This is a genomic window from Lentihominibacter hominis (assembly GCF_014385065.1).
GTDB lineage: Bacteria > Bacillota > Clostridia > Peptostreptococcales > Anaerovoracaceae > Lentihominibacter > Lentihominibacter hominis.
Genome location: NZ_JACRTA010000001.1, coordinates 101,444 through 120,846, shown reverse-complemented (window position 1 = coordinate 120,846; position 19,403 = coordinate 101,444). Strand labels below are relative to the sequence as shown.

The following is a 19,403-nucleotide window of genomic DNA, read 5'->3' as shown; positions in this document are numbered from 1 at the left end:
GGGAGGTGTTTGGAATGGGCAGAAAAGATACAGATTACCTTCATGCATCAGCAAGAACGTCATATCTGGAAAATAAGATGGTGACAGAGTCTCAGCTTATGAGAGCAGCCGGGGCCGGATCTGTTCAAGAAGCATATAACATTTTATCTTCAAACTCTGTGTTCAAAGATAGAAAATGGGAAGATTACAGGACAACACTTGAGAAAGACCTTACAGACACTTATACGCTTATAGAAGATATAACAGGGAATATAGGACTTACTCATGTATTCAGATATCATATAGACGGACATAACATGAAAGTCATTGTAAAGAGCAGACAGACTGGTGAAGATAGATCAGATTTATATAAATCAGGAGGGACTGTTTCTGTAAGTAATATGGAAGAGGCAATAGGAGGAAAGCATTTAGATTCTGTAAACAGGGTGCTTGCAGAAGCTGGGGCCGAAGCCGTAAAGCGTTTTGCACAAACAGGTGATCCGCAGACTGTAGATCTTATAATAGATGCGGCTGTCATGAAGATGATGAAAGGTAAGGCTTTGAAATTAGGTGATCCTTTGCTGATAGAATATGTTATGACTCAAATCGATATGATCAATATAGCAACAGCGCTGAGGCTTATGAGAGCAGATGCTGACGGTCGTATGGCGGAGAAAGTCTTTTCAGATGAAGGCTCTTTCTCACGTTCTGAATTTAAAAAAGCTTTTTCCGAAGGATATGACGGAATAAGAAAACTTGTGAAGAAACTCGATTATGGGGAAGCTGTAAGTAAACCGATAGAGAATACGGAAGATGTAATATTTTTTGAAATAATGAAAGAAAACATTATGTCGGAGTTGTTTTACAGAATGCGGGTTTGGGCATTTGGGACGGGACCTGTGATATCATTTCTGTATTTTAAAGAACGGGAGATAAGAGGATGCAGATTTGTATTGGCCTCAAAGGAGTTTAATGTATCTGTAAAAGAGATTGAAAGAGGGCTGAGTGGTATTTATGGAAGCTAAAATAGCAGTAATAGGAGACCGAGCAAGTGTGATGGCTTTCAGGACTGTAGGATTTGATATTTTTGAGGCAGGGACGGATACACAGATTTCAGATCTTATAGAATCTCTTGCAGATGACAGATACTCAGTGATTTTTATTACTGAGGAACTTGTACCTAAGAAATTCGGTACGGCAGACAAGTATAAGAATAACATTGTGCCGGCTATAATACCTATTCCCGGAAGATTCGGAAGTATGGGAAGGGGTATTAAGATAGTACATGAAAATGTGGAGAAAGCTATAGGTGCGGATATTTTTAATAAATGAGAACTTAAACAGGTGGAAAATATGGAATATGGACAGATCATAAAGATTTCGGGGCCGCTGGTGGTAGCTGATAATATGGATAGCGCCAATATGTTTGATGTGGTACATGTGGGAAATCAAGGACTCGTAGGAGAAATAATAGAGATGAGAGATGGCAACGCCTCGATACAGGTTTATGAAGAAACTGCCGGACTTAAGACAGGAGATAAGGTTGTTTCATCAGGAGAACCGCTGTCGGTGGAATTGGGGCCGGGTATACTTGAAATGATATTTGACGGGATACAGAGGCCTTTGGAAATCATGAAAGCAAGGACAGGAAGCAATATAAGGAGAGGTATGTCAGTGGCGCCTCTGGATTATGAGAGAAAATGGGAGTTTAAGCCTGTTTTGGATAGAGGCAGTCACGTGTCTGCCGGCGACATCATAGGAACTGTTGATGAGACAAAACTTATAGTTCATAAAATAATGATTCCTCCGGAAACAGAGGGCATTATAACGGAAATAAAAGAAGGATCATATAATATAACAGAACCTGTGGCCACAGTCAGGCTCTCTGATGGTACAGACAGACCTGTTACTATGCTTCAGAAGTGGCCGGTAAGAAAACAACGTCCTTTTAAGAATAAACTGGCTCCCTATGTGCCTATGGTAACAGGGCAGCGTGTAATAGATACTCTGTTTCCCATAGTAAGAGGAGGGGCGGCAGCAGTTCCCGGACCTTTCGGTTCAGGAAAGACTGTAGTTCAGCATCAGTTAGCTAAGTGGTCTGATGTGGATATAGTTGTATATGTTGGGTGTGGTGAAAGAGGGAATGAGATGACAGACGTGCTGATGGAATTTCCGCAGCTTAAGGACCCGAAATCAGGAGAGTCTATTATGAACAGGACTGTACTCATTGCCAATACTTCTGATATGCCCGTGGCAGCACGTGAAGCGTCTATATATACAGGGATAACTATTGCAGAGTATTTTAGGGACATGGGATATTCTGTAGCTATAATGGCAGATTCCACATCCAGATGGGCAGAAGCACTTCGTGAAATGTCAGGACGTCTTGAAGAAATGCCCGGAGAGCAGGGATATCCTGCATATCTTACATCAAGGCTGGCTCAGTTTTACGAGCGGGCAGGAGAGGTGATCTGTCTTGGAAACGATGAAAGGACAGGTACTTTGACTGCTATAGGAGCGGTATCTCCGGCAGGAGGGGATAATTCTGATCCTGTGGTTCAGTCAACGCTTCGTATAGTAAAAGTGTTTTGGGGGCTTGATTCATCTCTGGCTTATAAACGTCATTTTCCTTCTATAAACTGGATGTCATCTTATTCACTGTACAGCGATACTATAGGAGAGTGGATGGATGACAATGTTTCCAATGACTGGACATGGTGCGTGGCGGAAAGTAATAGGCTTTTACAGGCGGAATCAGAACTGGAGGAAATAGTCAAACTGGTGGGATATGATTCCTTGTCTGCCAAAGACAGGCTTATTATGGAAGCTGCAAGATCCCTGCGTGAGGATTATTTGCAGCAGAATGCTTTTGACGATGTGGATTCTTATACGTCCCTTAGAAAACAGTATATGATGCTGAGACTTATACTTGATTTTTATTATATTTCTTCAGAAGCTATTGAAAAAGGAGCTGATATAACACAGATTCTCAATATGGATATAAGAGAGAATATTGCAAGAACAAAATATATAAAAGAGAGTGAAATAGAGACCTATATTCATGACATCAGAAATAAGCTTATGGATTCGGTCGGAGGATTTGCCAAAAAGGAGGCTGCCGTATGATAGTGAAAGAGTACAGGACTATATCTGAAGTGGCAGGACCTCTGATGCTGGTAAGAGATGTGGAAGAGGCCGCTTACGATGAGCTTGGAGAGATACGTTTACAGAACGGAGAGATCAGAAGGTGTAAGGTTTTGGAGGTAAACGGTACTGATGTACTGGTACAGTTGTTTGAAAGTTCTGCCGGAATTAATCTTGATGAGAGTAAAGTAAGATTTCTCGGACATTCTCAGCAGCTGTCGGTATCTGGGGATATGCTGGGCAGAGTTTTTTCGGGAATGGGTATACCTATTGACGGAGGACCGGAGCCCATACCTGAAAAAAGAATGGATATCAATGGACTTCCCATAAATCCTGCTGCGCGTGTTTACCCTGATGAATTTATACAGACCGGAGTTTCTGCTATAGATGGACTCAATACTCTCGTAAGAGGTCAGAAGCTGCCTATATTTTCTGCTGCGGGACTTCCGCATTCCAGGCTTGCAGCTCAGATAGCGAGACAATCAAAGGTTCTGAAGGAAGAAACTAACTTTGCTGTGGTATTCTGTGCAATAGGGATAACTTTTGAAGAGGCCGAATATTTTATATCGGATTTTAAGAACACAGGCGCTATAGATAGGACAGTGATGTTCGTGAATCTGGCAAACGATCCTGCTATAGAACGTATAGCGACGCCGAGGGTTGCTCTGACTGCTGCTGAATATCTGGCCTTTGAGAAAGATATGCACGTGTTGGTGATACTGACTGACATGACTAATTATGCAGAAGCTCTGAGGGAAATATCGTCAGCGAGAAAAGAAGTACCGGGAAGGAGAGGCTATCCGGGATACCTTTATACTGATCTGGCTACTATTTATGAGCGGGCGGGAAGGAAAGAAGACAGCAGCGGTTCTGTTACTATGATACCTATTTTAACAATGCCTGAAGAAGATAAGACTCATCCTATACCTGACTTGACAGGATATATTACGGAAGGGCAGATAATTTTATCCAGGGAGCTTTATAAGAAGAATATAGCTCCGCCTGTAGATGTACTTCCCTCTCTTTCCAGGCTAAAGGATAAGGGGATAGGAGAGGGTAAGACGAGGGAAGACCATTCTGCCACCATGAATCAGCTGTTTGCCGCTTATGCCAGGGGAAAAGATGCAAAGGAGCTTATGACTATATTGGGAGAGTCGGCTCTTTCAGATACAGATATTTTGTATGCCAGATTTGCTGAGGAATTTGAGAAACGCTATGTATCCCAAGGTTTTGATGTAAACAGGAGTATAGAGGAGACTCTTAATACCGGATGGAAACTTTTATCCATACTGCCTGACAGAGAACTTAAGAGAATAAAACCGGAGATGATAGAAAAATATAGTGTTAAGGTATCTGTATGAGGGGGTTTTTTAAATGGCTGTTTTACAAGTGAAACCAACCCGTATGGAATTAGCCAGACTGAAAAAACGTCTGGCTTCCTCTACCAGAGGACACAGGCTGCTGAAAGATAAGCGGGATGATATGATAAAAAGGTTCATTCAGCTTGCTGAAAAGAACATTGAGCTTAGGACAAGGCTTGAAGAAAAAATGAAAAATATATACACAGGATTTGTCATGGCGGGGGCATATATGGATGAGGCTGTTTTGCAGGAAGCACTGATGATTCCCAAGAATCGTGTGCGATGTAATATAACAGGAGTAAACATCATGGGTGTTGATGTTCCCCAGTATAGGATTGATTATGAGGGCGGGCATCATCAGAATTCATATCCATATGGCTTTGCTTTTACGTCACAGCAACTGGATGAATCAGTAAATGCTGTAAATGAAATACTTCCTTTGATGTTTGAATTGGCTGAAACGGAAAAGACAGTATCTCTTTTGGCGGAAGAGATCGAGAAGACAAGACGCAGGGTCAATGCTCTTGAATACGTACAGATTCCGGCATTGCATGAAACCGTGAAAAGTATTACAATGAAACTGGACGAGAATGAGAGAAGCAATCTGGCGAGACTCATGAAAGTGAAAGATATGATGATATCGCGTCGGAAATAAGGGGTCCAAGGAGCGGATAGCAATGTATGAGATAGTGAGAGATGTAGGAAGCAGTCATGTGGGCTCAGATGGCAAATTGACGTTAAGTTCAGCTATTGACTTCATGCAGGACTGCAGTGGGTTTCAGTTGGATAGTGAAAATTTGCTGAGCAGGTATTTCAGGGAAAATAATATTACAATGTTTTTGGTATCCAGGCAGGTTAATATACAAAAACCGGCATATTATGGAGATAGGATACGGATCAGTACTTCCGTATATCAGATAAAAAACAGCTATGGCTTTAGAAATACTAATATCTATGACAGGCAAGGCAATATGGTGATGTCCTCATATGCATGCGGAGCTTTTATAGATATGAAGCTCGGGAAAGCAGTCGCTATACCGAAAGAGTTAGCAGCATCTGTTCCTGTTGAAGAAAAATTTAAAGGAATGGAATATATTCCCAGAAAAATACGGCTTCCCAAAGAGGTGAATCCTGCAGTAATGGAAGGAATGAAAGTATACAGATATCATATAGATAAAAATGATCATATGAATAATTCAAAATATATACAGTTTGCGCAGGAATGTATTCCCGAAGATACTTTCATATCTGTTATGCGTGTAGAATATAAGAAAGCTGCCAAAGTGAAGGAACTTCTCATACCGTATATGTACGAATCGGGGGACAAATTTTATACGATTTCCTTAAGAGATGAAAGCGGAGATATATTTGCAAATGTGGAATTCAGAACTGTTTGATCTATATGCTGAAAAATTGCCTGTCAAATGTCAATTGATATTTGACAGGCAATTTTAATATATCATAAGGTGTTAAGGAAAAAAACTTGACACCGAGACGATGCTGATATATACTGACATGGTGCAAAAGGTGAAAAGTATGAAAATAGATGATATTACTCAGGCCAGTTTGCTCTATGATTTTTACGGACAGCTGCTCTCTAAACGGCAGAGTCAGGTCATGGAGCTGTATCATGAAGAAAATCTTTCTCTTTCGGAGATAGCTTCTGAATTCAATATAAGCAGGCAAGGAGTTCATGATGCTCTGAAAAATGCGGAGAAAGCTCTTTCGGAGTATGAAAGAAAGCTGGGGCTGGTTGAAAAATTCAGAAAAAGCAGTGATGCTGTCAGTAAGATAGACAGAATAATAGACAGCACGATAGATGTGTTGCTGTATGAAAATACTGAGAATACAGTCAAAGCTGTGGAAGATCTGAGAAAAGTCAAAGATATTATAGATAAGTTGGAGGAATGATCCTATGGCATTTGAAGGATTATCGGAAAAACTGCAAAATGTTTTCAAAGGACTTAAGGGTAAGGGAAGTCTTACAGAGTCCGACATAAATACAGCGATGAGAGAAGTCAAGTTGGCTTTGCTTGAGGCAGATGTAAACTTCAAAGTTGTGAAGGACTTTGTGGCAGCAGTAAAAGAAAAGTCACTTGGAGAGGAAGTGATGGCTAGTCTGACGCCCGCTCAGCAGGTGATAAAAATAGTAAATGAAGAGCTGACAGAGCTCATGGGCGGAACCGGCAGCAAGCTGACATATTCCCCTAAAGGATTTACAGTGTATCTTATGGTGGGACTTCAAGGTACGGGTAAGACGACTACCTGCGGAAAACTGGCGGCATACCTTAAGAAAAACGGGAAAAAGCCTATGTTGTGTGCATGTGACATTTACAGACCGGCTGCTATAGATCAGCTGGAAGTGGTGGGGAATTCAGTGGAAACACCCGTGTTTACCATGAGAGACAGCAAAGAGCCGGAAAAGATAGCAGCGGAAGCGGTTAAAGAAGCTCAGCGAAGAGGGTTCAATGTTCTTATAGTCGATACAGCCGGACGGCTTCAGATAGATGAAGCGCTGATGGATGAACTGGCGACGATAAAGTCGGCTGTGAAGCCTCATGAAATACTTCTGGTGGTTGATGCTCTTACAGGGCAGGATGCAGTCAATGCCGCGGAAGGGTTTAACGAAAAACTGGGAATAGACGGTATCATCATGACTAAAATGGATGGTGATTCAAGAGGCGGGGCTGCTCTTTCTGCAAAGAAAGTAACAGGCAAGCCTATAAAGTTCGTAGGTATGGGGGAGAAGCTTGATGCTCTCGAACCTTTTCATCCGGAGAGGATGGCAAGCAGAATACTGGGTATGGGAGATATGCTTACGCTTATCGAGAAAGCTCAGGAAGATTACGATGAACAGAAAGCGGCAGAGCTCGAGAAAAAACTGAGAAAAAATAAATTTACCCTTGAAGATTTCCTTGAGCAGATGGGGCAGATTAAAAAAATGGGCGGGATAGCCAAAATACTTGATATGATACCGGGCGTTAACAGTAATGCCAAGAATAATATTAATCTTGCCCAAAGTGAAAAAGAGTTTGCCCAGATGGAAGCTATAATACAGTCTATGACAAAGGCAGAGCGTGAAGATCCCAATATACTCAACGCCAGCCGCAGAAGAAGAATCGCAGCAGGATGCGGGCAGCCTGTTTCAAAAATAAATCAGCTTGTCAAGAGATATAATGATGCAAAGAAGATGATGAAAAGCTTTTCCGGAAAAGGTGGGGCAGGCAGAATGAACAGAATGTTCCGGGGATTTTAAATCTCCGTGAAATAGAAGAAAGTTTTTAATTTTTAGGAGGAAATAAAGAAATGGTTAAAATCAGACTTAAGAGAATGGGAGCTCACAAGAAGCCTTTTTATCGTGTAGTTGTCGCTGATATCAGGGCGCCAAGAGACGGAAAGTTTATTGAAGAGATCGGATATTACAATCCATTGACAGATCCTGTTGATATTAATATCGATGAAGAAGCTGCCAAGAAATGGTTAGGAAACGGAGCTCAGCCTACAGAAACAGTTAAGAAGCTTTTCAAAAAGACTGGGATTTTATAGAAAGCGGTGGATTCAATGGTGGAATTGGTTAGTGCAATTGCAAAGTCACTAGTTGAACATCCGGAAGCAGTTGAAGTTTCCGAGTCACAGTCCAATGGCACTACGATTATACAGCTTAAGGTAGCTCCCGATGATATGGGGAAGGTTATCGGAAAGCAAGGCAGAATTGCCAAAGCTATTCGTACTGTTGTAAAGGCAGCGGCTACAAAGGCCAATATCAGAGTAGTAGTTGAAATAGTTCAATAGAGACAAAAGGCACATATATTTCGTGGTATATGTGCCTGTGCTTTATCATAAATGAAATATTATTGTTTTATATGTGGGACGGTCTTTTGTTATAAATTTAAAGGCTAATAAGGTGGAGCGGTATGGATAAGATTAAAATAGGGAAGATAGTCAATACAGTAGGACTTAAGGGCGAAGTCAAAGTCTATAATTATTCAGATAGAAGCGAGATATATGAGAATACATCCCATATATATGTAGAGAATGATCTGACAGCCGTAGAAAGCGTAAGGGTACAGAAAAATATGGTGATACTGAAGCTGGAAGGCATCTCAGACAGAGACAGGGCAGAAGCTTTAAGAGGCAGAGAACTGTACGTGACAGAGGAGGACTTGCCGGAGCTTCCGCAGGGGCAGTACTATGTCAGAGATATTATAGGCATGGCGGTCCGAGAAGAAAACGGAACTTTTTTGGGTGAAGTTACTGATGTTATACAGAATACGGCTCAGGATATATTTGAGGTTAAAAAACAGGGCGGAAAGAAAGTACTTATACCAAAGGTGGACGAATTCGTATTGAATATAGATATTGAGAAAAAAGAGATCCTCGTCAGATTGATAGATGGCCTTATGGATCTTTAAGTCTGAGAATTCAGGAGAAAAAGATGAAGATAGATGTGCTTACGCTGTTTCCCGAAATGTTTTCGCCTGTCACTGAAAGCAGTATTTTAGGCAGAGCTGTAGGGAAAGGAATACTTGATATAAGACTTACTGATATAAGAGATTTTACTAATGACAGACATAACAGGGCTGATGACTATCCGTTTGGAGGAGGCGGGGGAATGGTAATGATGGCTGATCCCATTTTTGGCGCTCTTGAATCAGTGGAAGCAGACAGAAAAAAGATAGTATACATGTCTCCCAGAGGAAGGCTGCTGGATTCAGATATGATAAAGCAGATGTCGCAGCTTGATGAGTTTGTCATATTATGCGGTCATTATGAAGGTGTGGATCAGAGAGTGCTGGATTATTGGGAGATAGAAGAAGTCTCTATAGGAGATTATGTTCTTACGGGAGGAGAACTTCCGGCTATGGTATTGATAGATTCTGTCGCAAGACTTATCCCTGAGGTTCTCGGAAATGAAAATTCGGCTATGGATGAATCTATATATTCCGGATTGCTGGAGCATCCTCAGTATACTAAACCGAGGGAGTACAGAGGGATGCAGGTGCCGGAGGTTTTGGTAAGCGGTAATCATAAACTTATAGATTTGTGGAAATTTCGGGAGGCGCTGATGCTTACAAAAAAGCGCAGACCTGACTTATTTGATGAATTTGTAAAGAAATGCAGAAATCTTTCTAAAGATGAGGGAAAAATACTGGAAGAAATCATTAAAATGGAGTTATAGTACATTGCAAGCAGTAATTCTTTGGTGTAAAATAAGATGATGAAAACTAAACTCAGTAAAAAAACAAAAAAAGCAATATGTATCTATTTGGCAGTGTTGCTTCTACTATATATCGTTGTTCAGCTTCTGCCTAAGGTGACAGATGTTTTTGAGACTACTCAGATATTGAGACCGGGTACCTTAAAATTATCGTATGAGACCAAGGGATATTTTATAAAAGACGAAAGTGTGGGAATAGCATCGGAATCAGGTGATATCCAATATCTTGTAAGCGTGGGAACCGCTGTAAAGAAAGGCCACCCTATAATTTCCGTGGCATCTGAGAATGAAAAGGAACAAAAGGCGAGATTTAGCAAATACACGGAAAGACTGGAAGGATTTGACGGACTTTCCGAGGAATATGACGCTCCTATAAGTGGTGTATTCAGTCTCACAATAGATGGGTACGAAGACTATTTTACTCCTGAAAATATGGACAAGATAAAGCGTGAAAAGGTTGAAAGTCTGTCTTATGATTCGGCTAATCTGGAGAGGAATTCAGTTATAAAAGGAGAGCCTATATATAAGGTATCTGCCGATGACCGATGGTTTGTGTTGTGCTGGGTAGACAGCAAAACGGCAGAAGCTTATTCGGAAGGCACAAAGGTATCGCTGGAGCTGCCTGAAGGGACTGTAGATGCCAGTGTTTACAGTGTCGAGAAAGATGGAGATGACTGTAAAGTTATATTTTATCTCGATGTATATTACAAAGCTTTCTGCGAAAGCCGCGCTGAAGATATGTCCATAGTCACCAGTGATAATGAGGGACTGATCGTCTACAATAAATGTATAGTTGAAAAGAATGGAAATAAAGGCGTATATGTTAAAAATAAAAATGGAGACTATGTATTCACAAGGGTAAAAGTTATTTCCAGTGATGATAAGGAATCAGTCATAGAAGATGTAACTTTTACGGATGATGAGGGCAATCAAGTATATACTGTAGATGTATATGATGAAGTGCTGAAACATCCGAAAAGTGTTCTTGAAAAAGAATTGAAAAAGGAGGCCGAAGAGACTTCGCAAAGTAAGAAATCTCAAGAGGAGGATTAGTAATGGAGGATATAAGAGGCAATCTGATCAGAATAAAACGGCAGATAAAAGAAACCGCGGAAAGCTGCGGAAGAACTGCAGAAGATGTTCTGCTGGTGGCTGTAAGCAAGACAAGGACACCTGAAGAGATAAATACAGCAATAGATGCAGGGGTGACTGATATAGGGGAAAACAAGGTCCAGGAAATAATGGACAAGTATGATAACGTGAAGCCTGTGAAGTGGCATATGATAGGTCACTTGCAGACAAATAAGGTGAAATATATCATAGATAAGGTTTCAATGATACATTCAGTGGATTCATATAAACTGGCTGCAGAGATAAATAAACGAGCCGCAGCTCACGGAATAGACATGGATATTCTGATACAGGTGAATTCAGCACGTGAGGAGAGCAAATTCGGAGTAACAACAGGCGAATCGGAGCAGCTTATAAAGGATATTCTCCAAAGCTGTGAGAATATAAGGATAAGAGGTCTTATGTGCATAGCGCCTTATGCTGATGATCCCGAAGATATAAAGATTTATTTTGAGCAAGTAAAAAAGCAGTATGATCAGTTTAGCAGGATAGAACATCCGAGACTGGATTTCAGATATTTATCAATGGGTATGTCCCATGATTTCCCGGTAGCCATCGAAGCTGGGTCAAATCTTGTAAGAGTAGGGAGTGCTATATTCGGTGAGAGAGATTACAGTAAAATTTAGGAGGTAGTCATGGGAGTTTTTAACAAATTTAAAGATCTGATGGGCTTCGAGGATTATGAAGACGAAGAACTGGATGAGGAGCAGGAAGAGGATTATAATTACGACAGGAAGCCTGTTGAGAACAGACAGCCTCTTACATCTCAGCAGAGATATGACAGCGGCAATGTTGTTTCGATGCAGAACAGGACGGTGAAAGCGTTGACGAGCAAATTTAAACTTATGGTCATAGAGCCAAAAGGATTTGATGAATGTTCCAAGTTGGTGGACAGCTTAAAGAGCAGAAAGCCTATAATTGTGAATCTTGAAAAACTGGATTCAGATACGGCAAGGAAGATATTTGATTTTCTGGGAGGAGCTACGTATGCGCTGAACGGAAATGTTCAGAAAGTGGCCAATAATATTTTTGTTTTCGCTCCGGAGAATGTGGATATATTCGCCGAAGGGGAGAGCAAGCCATATAATTTTGCAGGAGGTAATGCAGAAGATATTAATCCGTGGAAATAGTCAGGAGGGGTAACGATGATCAGACCGATAGATATACAAGAGAAAGATTTTAGCAGATCGGTTCGTGGATATAAAGAAGATGAAGTAAATCAGTTTCTCGATGAGATAACTATAGATTTGGAAAGGCTTCTCAATGAGCTTCGCGAGACTAAGGAAGAAAACAGCAGGCTTGTGGAAGAGCTGGAGAGATACAGAAGTTCTGAAGGTACAGTAGTGGAAACATTGGAAGCTGCAAAGACTCTGATGGCGGATATTTCTGCCAGTGCTGAAAAGAGAGCCGATATACTTTTGAAGAATGCAGAGCTGGATGCACAGCTTATGCAGAAAGAAGCAAGAGATACAGCTGACAGGATTGCTGAAGAAAGCAAAGTTATGAAAAACAGATTCATTGACTTCAGGACGAAATATAAACAGCTGCTGCAATCGGAGCTGCAGAGGTTCGAGTCGCTGAGCGGAGAGATGTTTCCTGAACTGGGAATAGATGATTTTGACGATCTTCCTCAGGCTCCGCAGGATAGGGCATCTGATCAGCCAAAGTCCGGCGCGGGAACATTCCGTTATAAAAGCGGAAGCAGACCCGGGGATAAACAGGAGACTATGAGAAACGTAAAATATTAAAGGAGGCGGGGCGGTCACGCCCCATTTTCATATGATTTATTATTTAGTAGTTGCAGCTATAATATTGTTTGATCAGTTGATTAAGTATCTGGTTTTTTCCAATATGAATGTCGGGCAGAGTTTGCCGGTGATAGGTGATATAATACGCATAACTTATGTTCAGAATCAGGGCGCGGCCTTCAGCATGTGGGAACAGCAATGGATTATATTGATCGTTTTGCCGGCTGTAGTTCTTGTTGCCGCTCTTGTGTTAATCTATATGAAAAGAAATTTATGGAGCAGAATAACAATTCTTTCGATAGTTTTTATATGTGGGGGCGGAATAGGAAACTTTATAGACAGAGTGTCACGCGGATATGTGGTGGATATGTTTGACTGTAGGTTTATACCTTCTTTTGATTTTCCGGTATTTAATGTAGCTGATATATTTATATGTGCAGGCTGCGGGCTGTTGCTGCTTGACGTTATTTTTCTTGAGGGGAAGAGGGCGAAGAAGTGAGCGGTGAAAAAACGACAGAAAAATCCGCAGAAATATTTATAACGCAGCAGACAGCAGGAGTTCGTCTGGACGTTGTTATTACTGCAGTTTTGGAGGAATATTCAAGAAGTTTCATTCAAAAACTTTTTGACAATGGTAATGTCAGTGTCAACGGAAGGATATGCAGGGAGAAAAAATATAAAGCTTCAGAAGGTGATAAGGTGTGGGTATATATACCGGAGCCTGAAGAATTAAAGGTGGAAGCTGAAAATATTCCCATTGAAATAGTATATGAGGATGATGATATGCTGGTGGTAAATAAGCCGGCAGGAATGGTGGTGCATCCGGCTCCGGGAAACTATTCGGCAACCCTTGTAAATGCTCTGATGTATCACTGCAAAGACAAACTTTCTTCGATAAATGGCATAATAAGACCCGGTATAGTTCATCGTATAGATAAAAACACGAGCGGCCTTCTCATGGTAGCGAAAACAGATAAGGCTCATGATAAACTTTCTCATCAGCTTTCGTGTCATAGTATAACCAGAAAATATAAGGCGATAGTTTATAATAATATCAAAGAAGACGAAGGAACTGTGGCGGAACCTATAGGAAGAGATCCTAAAAACAGACTGAGAAATGCCGTGACTTCCATTAATTCAAAAAAAGCGGTAACTCATTATAAAGTTTTGGAACGTTTTGGAAAGTTTACTCTTGTAGAAGCTGTTTTAGAGACGGGGAGGACTCATCAGATAAGAGTTCATATGTCATATATAAGACATCCCCTGTTGGGAGATGATCTGTATGGCCTTCAGAGCAATAAGCTGGGTGTGAAGAGGCAGATGCTGCATGCAGAGACATTGGGATTTGAACATCCCACAACTGGACTATATATGGAATTTAAAAGTCCGTTGCCTGATGATTTTTCGGCAACTCTTGATAAACTGAGAAAATAAGGAGAAAATATATGCCAAAGACAGTATTTAAGCCGGGAACTATGCTGAATCCTGTGCCGGCAGTCATGGTATCATGCGGAGACGGGAAGGTAAGTAATATAATAACAATTGCATGGACCGGGATAATAAATTCAGACCCGCCTATAACATATGTTTCAGTGAGAAAATCAAGATTTTCTCATAATATTATAGAAAAAACGGGAGAATTTGTTATAAATCTTACAACAAAAAAGCTGGCAGTAGCAGCAGATTACTGCGGGGTAAGATCAGGACGCGATGTAGATAAATTTAAAGAGCAGAAACTGACTGCCGCAGAAAGCAGGGTGGTGAGATGTCCTTCCATAGAGGAATCGCCTGTAAATATAGAGTGCAAAGTAATAGAGAAAAAGGATTATCCGACTCATGATATGTTTATCGCCGAGATAGTGAGTGTATCAGTGGATAGTGATTTAATGGATGAAAACGGCAGATTGTGTCTGGATGAAGCCGGTCTTATAGCGTATAATCACGGACATTATTTTGCATTGGAAAGACGGGCGATAGGACGGTTCGGATATTCTGTAATGAAACCAAAAACCCGTAAGCGAATCGAAGCTGAAAAAAGAAACAGCTCCATTAAAAAGAGCAGACGTAGAAGGTAAGGCCCGATGTCGATCAGTTTTTGGCGCGCACTTGGCTGTCGGCCTGAAAATCAGATTTCAAGTGCTGAAGACAGTCCTCGCATACATGACCGGTTTTAAATGCAAACAGCTGGCTGTAAGTGCAACCGCATAATGTACATGACTTTTTCATAGCGCGTCCTCCTTTCACGAGAGTTGTGAGCCTGTTGTCTTCTGTCTGCTGTTAATAATGGAGATGTATTTAGAGTTTAGTGTACAGATACAGGCATTACAAGTATAACTTATTTATTTGTAATAAAGAGGTGCGCTGATGTAATGTTTATACTGTTTGTGATAGTTTTTATAAGAAGAAAGGTATGCTGATATGTATGACAAATTTATTCTCAGAGAATTAAGTGAGGGCAAAATACAGGGATACAGGTGGCATATTGATGATCCCGGCAAAGTGATTTGTATAGTTCACGGTATAGGCGAATACGGAGGACGTTTCGACAGAGTAGCAGAGGCATTCAGAAAGAAAAATATGGCTGTATGCGCTCTTGATCTCAGGGGACATGGCGAATCGGCAGGAAAAAGAGGACATTGCGCGCCCAGAAAGTGTATACTTGATGATATCAGCGCCCTTATAAAATATACTGAAGAAAGATATTTTGGTAAGCAGATAGTTCTTTACGGACACAGTATGGGAGGCAATATAGTTCTTGATTACAGAGCGCGTGGGGATCTGAATGATCATATATCTGCCTATATAATATCAGCGCCGTGGGTTAGACTTGTGAGACCTGTTCCTGCAATTCTTTACAGAGCGGTGAAACTTCTGTCGAAGATAACTCCTTCCTTTACCATCGGCTCGGAGATCAATGAGAATGATCTGGGAAACCCTAAAATGGTAAGACCTTTTAAAGAAAACCCTCTTGTACATAACAGGATATCAGCTCTTTGTGCAGTAGAAGGTTTTGATATAGGAATAAGTCTTGAAAACGGTACTTGCGAAGACAACGGACGTTCCGGAGGCATACCGACTCTGTTAATGCATGGAAGTGCTGATAAAATTTGTGATGTGGAAGGAAGCCGGCAGATTGCAAGGGGACTGAAAGCGCAGGGTGATGATGTAACTTACATAGAATGGAAGGGGCTGTTTCATGAGATACATAACGGCAATGATTCAAGCACAGGAGATGAAGTAATAGAAAAAATGACTGGATGGATTGTTTCGCTGTAGTATATTGAAACAAAATTATAATCAGGAGGTAGTGGGATAATGACAGAGTTTATAGTGTTGATGATTCCGTTTGCAGGGACAGCTCTGGGTTCGATGATGGTCTTTTTTATGAGGGGAAAAGTAAACCCTAAATTAGAAAAAACTTTGCTTGGCTTTGCAGCGGGAGTAATGATCGCAGCATCTGTCTGGTCGCTTTTGATTCCTTCCATAGAGATGTCGGAAGCGCAAGGAGTCGCATGGTTTCCGGCTGCGATAGGATTTTGTCTCGGTGTATTATTCCTTCTTATAATAGATACTCTTGTACCTCATCTTCACCTTGATACTGATAAACCGGAAGGTATGAAAAGCGGATTTTCGAGGACAACCATGATGATGTTGGCAGTGACTATTCACAATATACCGGAAGGTATGGCGGTAGGTGTGACATATGCGGGAGCAGCTCTGGGAAATACCAGTATCACATTGACGGGAGCTTTAGCACTGTCTATAGGCATAGCTATACAAAACTTTCCGGAAGGCGCTATAATATCGATGCCTTTGAGAAGTGAAGGCATGAAACGCGGGAGAGCTTTTTTTTGCGGGATTCTTTCGGGTATCGTTGAGCCGCTTGGAGGTTTTCTTACTATTATGCTGACTGCCCAGATAATACCGTTTCTTCCATATCTTCTGTCATTTGCGGCAGGAGCCATGTTTTATGTGGTTGTAGAAGAGTTGATACCGGAGTCTCAGAGCGGAGAGCACAGTAATATGGGGACTATAGGAGCGGGACTGGGGTTTGCTCTTATGATGGTTTTAGATGTGGCTCTCGGCTGATGCTGAAGCGGGAAGCTGCGGATTCACATAAAGTGTTTTATTATTGGTGAATATCACCATACCCGGATTTGATCCGCTTGGTTTTTTTACATAGCGGATTTTAGTGTAATCTACAGGAACATTTTCCGAATCTGAACCTTTGCTATGGAATGCGGCGATGGAAGCAGCCTCGAAAAGATCTTCTTTTGTGGGATTTTCTCCGTTAAGAATCAGTATAGTGTGTGATCCCGGGATATCCTTAGTGTGAAACCATAAATCGGAGGAAGCGGCTTTTTTTAGAGTAAGCCAGTCATTTTCTTTATTATTTCTTCCCACTAATACAGTTTTTCCTGACGACAGCGTGTAGCTGTAAGGTTTAGGTTTGTTTTTCTTTATCTGTCCGCGTTTCGTTTTTTTATAGCGTATAAAGCCGGAATCTATCAGTTCCTGTTTAAGAAGATCAGTTTCTTCTATGGTTTTGACACGTTCCAGATAAGATGACACTGATTCAAGATATTCTATTTGTCTGGAAACTTCATCGAGCTGAATTTTCTTTTCTTTTACCGCGGTCTTCGATTTTCCGTATTTTTTATAGAAATTCTGCGCATTTTTAGCAGGAGGATATTTAGGATCAAGAGGTATGCGAACTGTAGAGCCGTCATAGTAATTGACGACATTTACAGATGTATCGCCCGTATTCGGGATGTTTAGGTTTGCCATGAGAAGTTCACCGTATAATCTGTATTTGTCAGAGTTCTCTGCTTTGTGAAGATCTTCTCTAAGCCGCTGTGTTTTTAGGCGGAGTTTGGAAAGATGAGTCCTCATTATCTTGAGAAGATCATTTGATTTCTGTTTTACAGTATTGGATGTTTCTCTGTGGCTGAAAAAATAATGTGCTGCTTCGCTGAATGTATTGAAATTCAGTCTTACATAAGTCTTTTCAAAAGGTACAAGAGGAGTTATATGAAAATCCACAGGCTTGCTATCACTGTCAATATAAACGACAGGTGTTGTATTGTCGTTATCTATTGAGCTTATGATTTCCCTGAGCTTATCAAAACATATTATGGGATCCCGGGAGCATGCGATTGTCTCGGCAAGAGCCGGAGAAACACCTTGTATTTCTGAAAGGACCCTGCGTTCAGGCTGAGGTTCATCTGAAATCAGTCTTTCCATATCTGACTCAGTGATCATGCAGAAGGGTACTTTATCTTGTGCGGGAGGATATTCATAGGATTTTCCGGGCAGTACCTGCCTTGCTCTGTTTACATCTATGGAAACATGTTTGATGCTGTCTATTATTTTTCCTGTAGTCACATCTGTGAGCAGTATGTTGCTATGTTTTCCCATTAGTTCTATTATGAGTTTCTTGTTTACAGAGAATCCAAGTTCGTTGACAGTTTCCATAAAGATTTCTATTATTCTGTCATTTTGATATTGCTGTATGTCAGTTATTCTGGCTGCATTCAGGTGTTTTCTCAGAACCATGCAAAATACCGGAGGAATAGCGGGATTCTCCGGAGTTTCATTGATAAGATATACAGCAGAATGGTTTCCGCCGGCAGACATGAATAATTTTTGTTTACCTTGTTTTGTATGTATTATGAGTAGCAGCTGCTCAGGCTGAGGTTGATATATTTTTTCTATTTTTCCCAGCTGTAATTTAGTTTTGAGTTCTTTTACAGCTGCATACGTAGCGATGCCGTCAAAGGACATATTTATTTCCTCCTTGATTCATGGTATACTGATTTCAGGAACTGGAAAAGCGTTTCCAGCAAAACGCAGTCAGTCAGGTATGCCTGCCGGGGGCTTGCATGCCGCATATCCATATTATCATACAAAGAAAAGAAATGGGGAAAAAGATGATAAAAAGTATGACAGGTTTTGGCAGAGGAGAATACTCAGATGGCAAGAGGAGCATAACGGCAGAGATAAAGACAGTTAATCACAGATATTCCGATATAAATATAAAAATGCCAAAGCGTTATTCTTTTGCTGAGGAAAAGATAAAAGCCATAGCAAAGAAAAAGGTAAAAAGAGGGAAAGCTGAGATTTCAATAATGGTAGAGAATATAACAGAGGATGATATGCTGGTGAAACTGAACACCCTTGTTGCAAAACAGTATATCGACAATCTCAATGAACTTAAAAATACATATGGACTCAGTGGAGACATAGATATTCAGCTGGTGTCTACCATGCCTGATGTTATGAAAGCCATTCCCGATGTGGAGGATGAAGAGGAAGTCATCAGAGCCATAGAGCAGGCTGTTACTATTGCCACCGATAATTTGGATGATATGCGTGCTGTTGAAGGCGGCAAGCTTACCGAGGATCTTATGATGAGGGGTGAGCTGGTGAGGGGAATAGTTAAGAAAATAGAAATAAGAGCTCCCCTGGTGGTAAAGGATTATACAGAAAAGATGTACAACAGGATAAAGGAATTGACCGAAGATGCAGTGGATGTTCCCGAGGAAAGAATTCTCATGGAAGCAGCTGTTTTCGCTGACAAGTCTAATATTACCGAAGAACTTGTACGACTTGACAGTCATATGGTACAGCTTAAGAATATACTTACATTGGAAGCAAGTCCTGTGGGAAAAAAACTGGATTTTTTAGTGCAGGAAATGAACAGAGAAGCAAATACTATAGGATCAAAATCCAATGATCTGGAAATCACAGCTCTTATGCTGGAAACAAAGAGCGAGATAGAAAAGATCAGAGAACAGGTACAAAATATAGAATAACTGTCAA

24 protein-coding genes are annotated in these 19,403 nt (G+C 40.9%); 22 read left to right on the top strand and 2 right to left on the bottom strand.

The genetic code is table 11. The features are described from left to right. Positions 1 to 14: 14 nt before the first annotated feature. From H8692_RS00625 to H8692_RS00535, 19 genes are all read left to right on the top strand, one after another. Positions 15 to 1,004: a V-type ATPase subunit gene (locus tag H8692_RS00625; RefSeq protein ID WP_177269844.1), complete on the top strand. Its 990-nt coding sequence runs from the start codon at positions 15 to 17 to the stop codon at positions 1,002 to 1,004. Then, positions 994 to 1,311, top strand: coding sequence for a V-type ATP synthase subunit F (locus H8692_RS00620; RefSeq protein WP_177269842.1), 318 nt, complete (start codon positions 994 to 996; stop codon positions 1,309 to 1,311). Before H8692_RS00625 ends, H8692_RS00620 begins: the two co-directional genes overlap by 11 nt. Before the next feature lie 21 nt (positions 1,312 to 1,332). Beyond that, a complete protein-coding gene (locus tag H8692_RS00615; RefSeq protein ID WP_187524743.1) occupies positions 1,333 to 3,105 on the top strand; it encodes a V-type ATP synthase subunit A in 1,773 nt (590 codons plus the stop codon). Beyond that, positions 3,105 to 4,484, top strand: coding sequence for a V-type ATP synthase subunit B (locus tag H8692_RS00610; RefSeq protein ID WP_187525109.1), 1,380 nt, complete (start codon positions 3,105 to 3,107; stop codon positions 4,482 to 4,484). Before H8692_RS00615 ends, H8692_RS00610 begins: the two co-directional genes overlap by 1 nt. Before the next feature lie 13 nt (positions 4,485 to 4,497). Continuing rightward, positions 4,498 to 5,139, top strand: a complete 642-nt coding sequence (locus H8692_RS00605) for a V-type ATP synthase subunit D (protein ID WP_177269838.1) — start codon at positions 4,498 to 4,500, stop codon at positions 5,137 to 5,139. 22 nt (positions 5,140 to 5,161) lie between these two features. After that, entirely contained in the window at positions 5,162 to 5,881 is a 720-nt protein-coding gene (locus tag H8692_RS00600) for an acyl-[acyl-carrier-protein] thioesterase (RefSeq protein ID WP_187524742.1), read from the top strand. 139 nt (positions 5,882 to 6,020) lie between these two features. Further along, the gene (ylxM, locus tag H8692_RS00595; protein ID WP_243206867.1) at positions 6,021 to 6,395 is read left to right on the top strand and encodes a YlxM family DNA-binding protein; all 375 of its coding nucleotides are present in this window, start codon (positions 6,021 to 6,023) and stop codon (positions 6,393 to 6,395) included. A 4-nt stretch (positions 6,396 to 6,399) separates the two neighbouring features. Next, positions 6,400 to 7,740, top strand: a complete 1,341-nt coding sequence (gene ffh / locus H8692_RS00590) for a signal recognition particle protein (protein WP_177269834.1) — start codon at positions 6,400 to 6,402, stop codon at positions 7,738 to 7,740. A gap of 50 nt (positions 7,741 to 7,790) precedes the next feature. Then, on the top strand, positions 7,791 to 8,030 hold the full coding sequence (gene rpsP / locus H8692_RS00585) for a 30S ribosomal protein S16 (protein ID WP_177269832.1): 240 nt from the start codon (positions 7,791 to 7,793) through the stop codon (positions 8,028 to 8,030). A 15-nt stretch (positions 8,031 to 8,045) separates the two neighbouring features. Further along, complete coding sequence (locus H8692_RS00580; RefSeq protein ID WP_177269830.1) at positions 8,046 to 8,276, top strand: KH domain-containing protein; 231 nt, start codon at positions 8,046 to 8,048, stop codon at positions 8,274 to 8,276. Positions 8,277 to 8,398: 122 nt separating this feature from the next. After that, a complete protein-coding gene (rimM, locus tag H8692_RS00575) occupies positions 8,399 to 8,896 on the top strand; it encodes a ribosome maturation factor RimM (RefSeq protein ID WP_187524741.1) in 498 nt (165 codons plus the stop codon). A 23-nt stretch (positions 8,897 to 8,919) separates the two neighbouring features. Continuing rightward, positions 8,920 to 9,663 (top strand): tRNA (guanosine(37)-N1)-methyltransferase TrmD, encoded by a 744-nt coding sequence (gene trmD, locus H8692_RS00570; RefSeq protein WP_177269825.1) that lies wholly within the window; start codon positions 8,920 to 8,922, stop codon positions 9,661 to 9,663. A 36-nt stretch (positions 9,664 to 9,699) separates the two neighbouring features. Beyond that, entirely contained in the window at positions 9,700 to 10,755 is a 1,056-nt protein-coding gene (locus H8692_RS00565) for a biotin/lipoyl attachment domain-containing protein (RefSeq protein WP_177269823.1), read from the top strand. Between the two features lie 2 nt (positions 10,756 to 10,757). Further along, positions 10,758 to 11,459, top strand: a complete 702-nt coding sequence (locus H8692_RS00560) for a YggS family pyridoxal phosphate-dependent enzyme (protein ID WP_177269822.1) — start codon at positions 10,758 to 10,760, stop codon at positions 11,457 to 11,459. A 9-nt stretch (positions 11,460 to 11,468) separates the two neighbouring features. Next, on the top strand, positions 11,469 to 11,963 hold the full coding sequence (locus H8692_RS00555) for a cell division protein SepF (protein ID WP_177269820.1): 495 nt from the start codon (positions 11,469 to 11,471) through the stop codon (positions 11,961 to 11,963). 15 nt (positions 11,964 to 11,978) lie between these two features. After that, positions 11,979 to 12,581 carry a DivIVA domain-containing protein gene (locus tag H8692_RS00550; RefSeq protein ID WP_177269818.1) on the top strand — a complete coding sequence of 201 codons (603 nt, stop codon included), beginning with the start codon at positions 11,979 to 11,981 and terminating at the stop codon, positions 12,579 to 12,581. A 31-nt stretch (positions 12,582 to 12,612) separates the two neighbouring features. Next, positions 12,613 to 13,080, top strand: a complete 468-nt coding sequence (gene lspA / locus H8692_RS00545) for a signal peptidase II (protein ID WP_187524740.1) — start codon at positions 12,613 to 12,615, stop codon at positions 13,078 to 13,080. Then, complete coding sequence (locus H8692_RS00540) at positions 13,077 to 14,015, top strand: RluA family pseudouridine synthase (protein WP_187524739.1); 939 nt, start codon at positions 13,077 to 13,079, stop codon at positions 14,013 to 14,015. The genes lspA and H8692_RS00540 overlap by 4 nt, the downstream gene beginning before the upstream one ends. Positions 14,016 to 14,026: 11 nt before the next feature. Then, positions 14,027 to 14,656 (top strand): flavin reductase family protein, encoded by a 630-nt coding sequence (locus H8692_RS00535; RefSeq protein WP_187524738.1) that lies wholly within the window; start codon positions 14,027 to 14,029, stop codon positions 14,654 to 14,656. A 13-nt stretch (positions 14,657 to 14,669) separates the two neighbouring features. Here H8692_RS00535 and H8692_RS00530 read toward each other — a convergent pair whose 3' ends face one another. Further along, on the bottom strand, positions 14,670 to 14,807 hold the full coding sequence (locus tag H8692_RS00530) for a hypothetical protein (RefSeq protein ID WP_177268670.1): 138 nt from the start codon (positions 14,805 to 14,807) through the stop codon (positions 14,670 to 14,672). Between the two features lie 192 nt (positions 14,808 to 14,999). Between H8692_RS00530 and H8692_RS00525 the strand changes: the two genes are divergently transcribed. Then, positions 15,000 to 15,857: an alpha/beta hydrolase gene (locus H8692_RS00525; RefSeq protein ID WP_187524737.1), complete on the top strand. Its 858-nt coding sequence runs from the start codon at positions 15,000 to 15,002 to the stop codon at positions 15,855 to 15,857. A 39-nt stretch (positions 15,858 to 15,896) separates the two neighbouring features. Beyond that, complete coding sequence (locus H8692_RS00520; RefSeq protein WP_177268674.1) at positions 15,897 to 16,670, top strand: ZIP family metal transporter; 774 nt, start codon at positions 15,897 to 15,899, stop codon at positions 16,668 to 16,670. Here H8692_RS00520 and H8692_RS00515 read toward each other — a convergent pair. After that, a complete protein-coding gene (locus H8692_RS00515) occupies positions 16,650 to 18,365 on the bottom strand; it encodes an Rqc2 family fibronectin-binding protein (RefSeq protein WP_187524736.1) in 1,716 nt (571 codons plus the stop codon). The two genes, H8692_RS00520 and H8692_RS00515, sit on opposite strands and share 21 nt — an antisense overlap. Positions 18,366 to 18,463: 98 nt before the next feature. Here H8692_RS00515 and H8692_RS00510 point away from each other — a divergent pair, with 98 nt between their 5' ends. Then, the gene (locus H8692_RS00510; RefSeq protein ID WP_243206866.1) at positions 18,464 to 19,396 is read left to right on the top strand and encodes a YicC/YloC family endoribonuclease; all 933 of its coding nucleotides are present in this window, start codon (positions 18,464 to 18,466) and stop codon (positions 19,394 to 19,396) included. The last annotated feature ends 7 nt before the right edge of the window (positions 19,397 to 19,403 follow it).

Excerpts from the sequence above, each read along its gene's own strand:
- H8692_RS00625 (WP_177269844.1), top strand. The coding sequence starts at position 15 with ATGGGCAGAAAAGATACAGATTACCTTCATGCATCAGCAAGAACGTCA.
- H8692_RS00620 (WP_177269842.1), top strand. The coding sequence starts at position 994 with ATGGAAGCTAAAATAGCAGTAATAGGAGACCGAGCAAGTGTGATGGCT.
- H8692_RS00615 (WP_187524743.1), top strand. The coding sequence starts at position 1,333 with ATGGAATATGGACAGATCATAAAGATTTCGGGGCCGCTGGTGGTAGCT.
- H8692_RS00605 (WP_177269838.1), top strand. The coding sequence starts at position 4,498 with ATGGCTGTTTTACAAGTGAAACCAACCCGTATGGAATTAGCCAGACTG.
- H8692_RS00600 (WP_187524742.1), top strand. The coding sequence starts at position 5,162 with ATGTATGAGATAGTGAGAGATGTAGGAAGCAGTCATGTGGGCTCAGAT.
- ylxM (WP_243206867.1), top strand. The coding sequence starts at position 6,021 with ATGAAAATAGATGATATTACTCAGGCCAGTTTGCTCTATGATTTTTAC.
- ffh (WP_177269834.1), top strand. The coding sequence starts at position 6,400 with ATGGCATTTGAAGGATTATCGGAAAAACTGCAAAATGTTTTCAAAGGA.
- rpsP (WP_177269832.1), top strand. The coding sequence starts at position 7,791 with ATGGTTAAAATCAGACTTAAGAGAATGGGAGCTCACAAGAAGCCTTTT.
- H8692_RS00580 (WP_177269830.1), top strand. The coding sequence starts at position 8,046 with ATGGTGGAATTGGTTAGTGCAATTGCAAAGTCACTAGTTGAACATCCG.
- rimM (WP_187524741.1), top strand. The coding sequence starts at position 8,399 with ATGGATAAGATTAAAATAGGGAAGATAGTCAATACAGTAGGACTTAAG.
- trmD (WP_177269825.1), top strand. The coding sequence starts at position 8,920 with ATGAAGATAGATGTGCTTACGCTGTTTCCCGAAATGTTTTCGCCTGTC.
- H8692_RS00565 (WP_177269823.1), top strand. The coding sequence starts at position 9,700 with ATGATGAAAACTAAACTCAGTAAAAAAACAAAAAAAGCAATATGTATC.
- H8692_RS00560 (WP_177269822.1), top strand. The coding sequence starts at position 10,758 with ATGGAGGATATAAGAGGCAATCTGATCAGAATAAAACGGCAGATAAAA.
- H8692_RS00555 (WP_177269820.1), top strand. The coding sequence starts at position 11,469 with ATGGGAGTTTTTAACAAATTTAAAGATCTGATGGGCTTCGAGGATTAT.
- H8692_RS00550 (WP_177269818.1), top strand. The coding sequence starts at position 11,979 with ATGATCAGACCGATAGATATACAAGAGAAAGATTTTAGCAGATCGGTT.
- lspA (WP_187524740.1), top strand. The coding sequence starts at position 12,613 with ATGATTTATTATTTAGTAGTTGCAGCTATAATATTGTTTGATCAGTTG.
- H8692_RS00535 (WP_187524738.1), top strand. The coding sequence starts at position 14,027 with ATGCCAAAGACAGTATTTAAGCCGGGAACTATGCTGAATCCTGTGCCG.
- H8692_RS00530 (WP_177268670.1), bottom strand. The coding sequence starts at position 14,807 with ATGAAAAAGTCATGTACATTATGCGGTTGCACTTACAGCCAGCTGTTT.
- H8692_RS00525 (WP_187524737.1), top strand. The coding sequence starts at position 15,000 with ATGTATGACAAATTTATTCTCAGAGAATTAAGTGAGGGCAAAATACAG.
- H8692_RS00520 (WP_177268674.1), top strand. The coding sequence starts at position 15,897 with ATGACAGAGTTTATAGTGTTGATGATTCCGTTTGCAGGGACAGCTCTG.
- H8692_RS00515 (WP_187524736.1), bottom strand. The coding sequence starts at position 18,365 with ATGTCCTTTGACGGCATCGCTACGTATGCAGCTGTAAAAGAACTCAAA.
- H8692_RS00510 (WP_243206866.1), top strand. The coding sequence starts at position 18,464 with ATGCCGCATATCCATATTATCATACAAAGAAAAGAAATGGGGAAAAAG.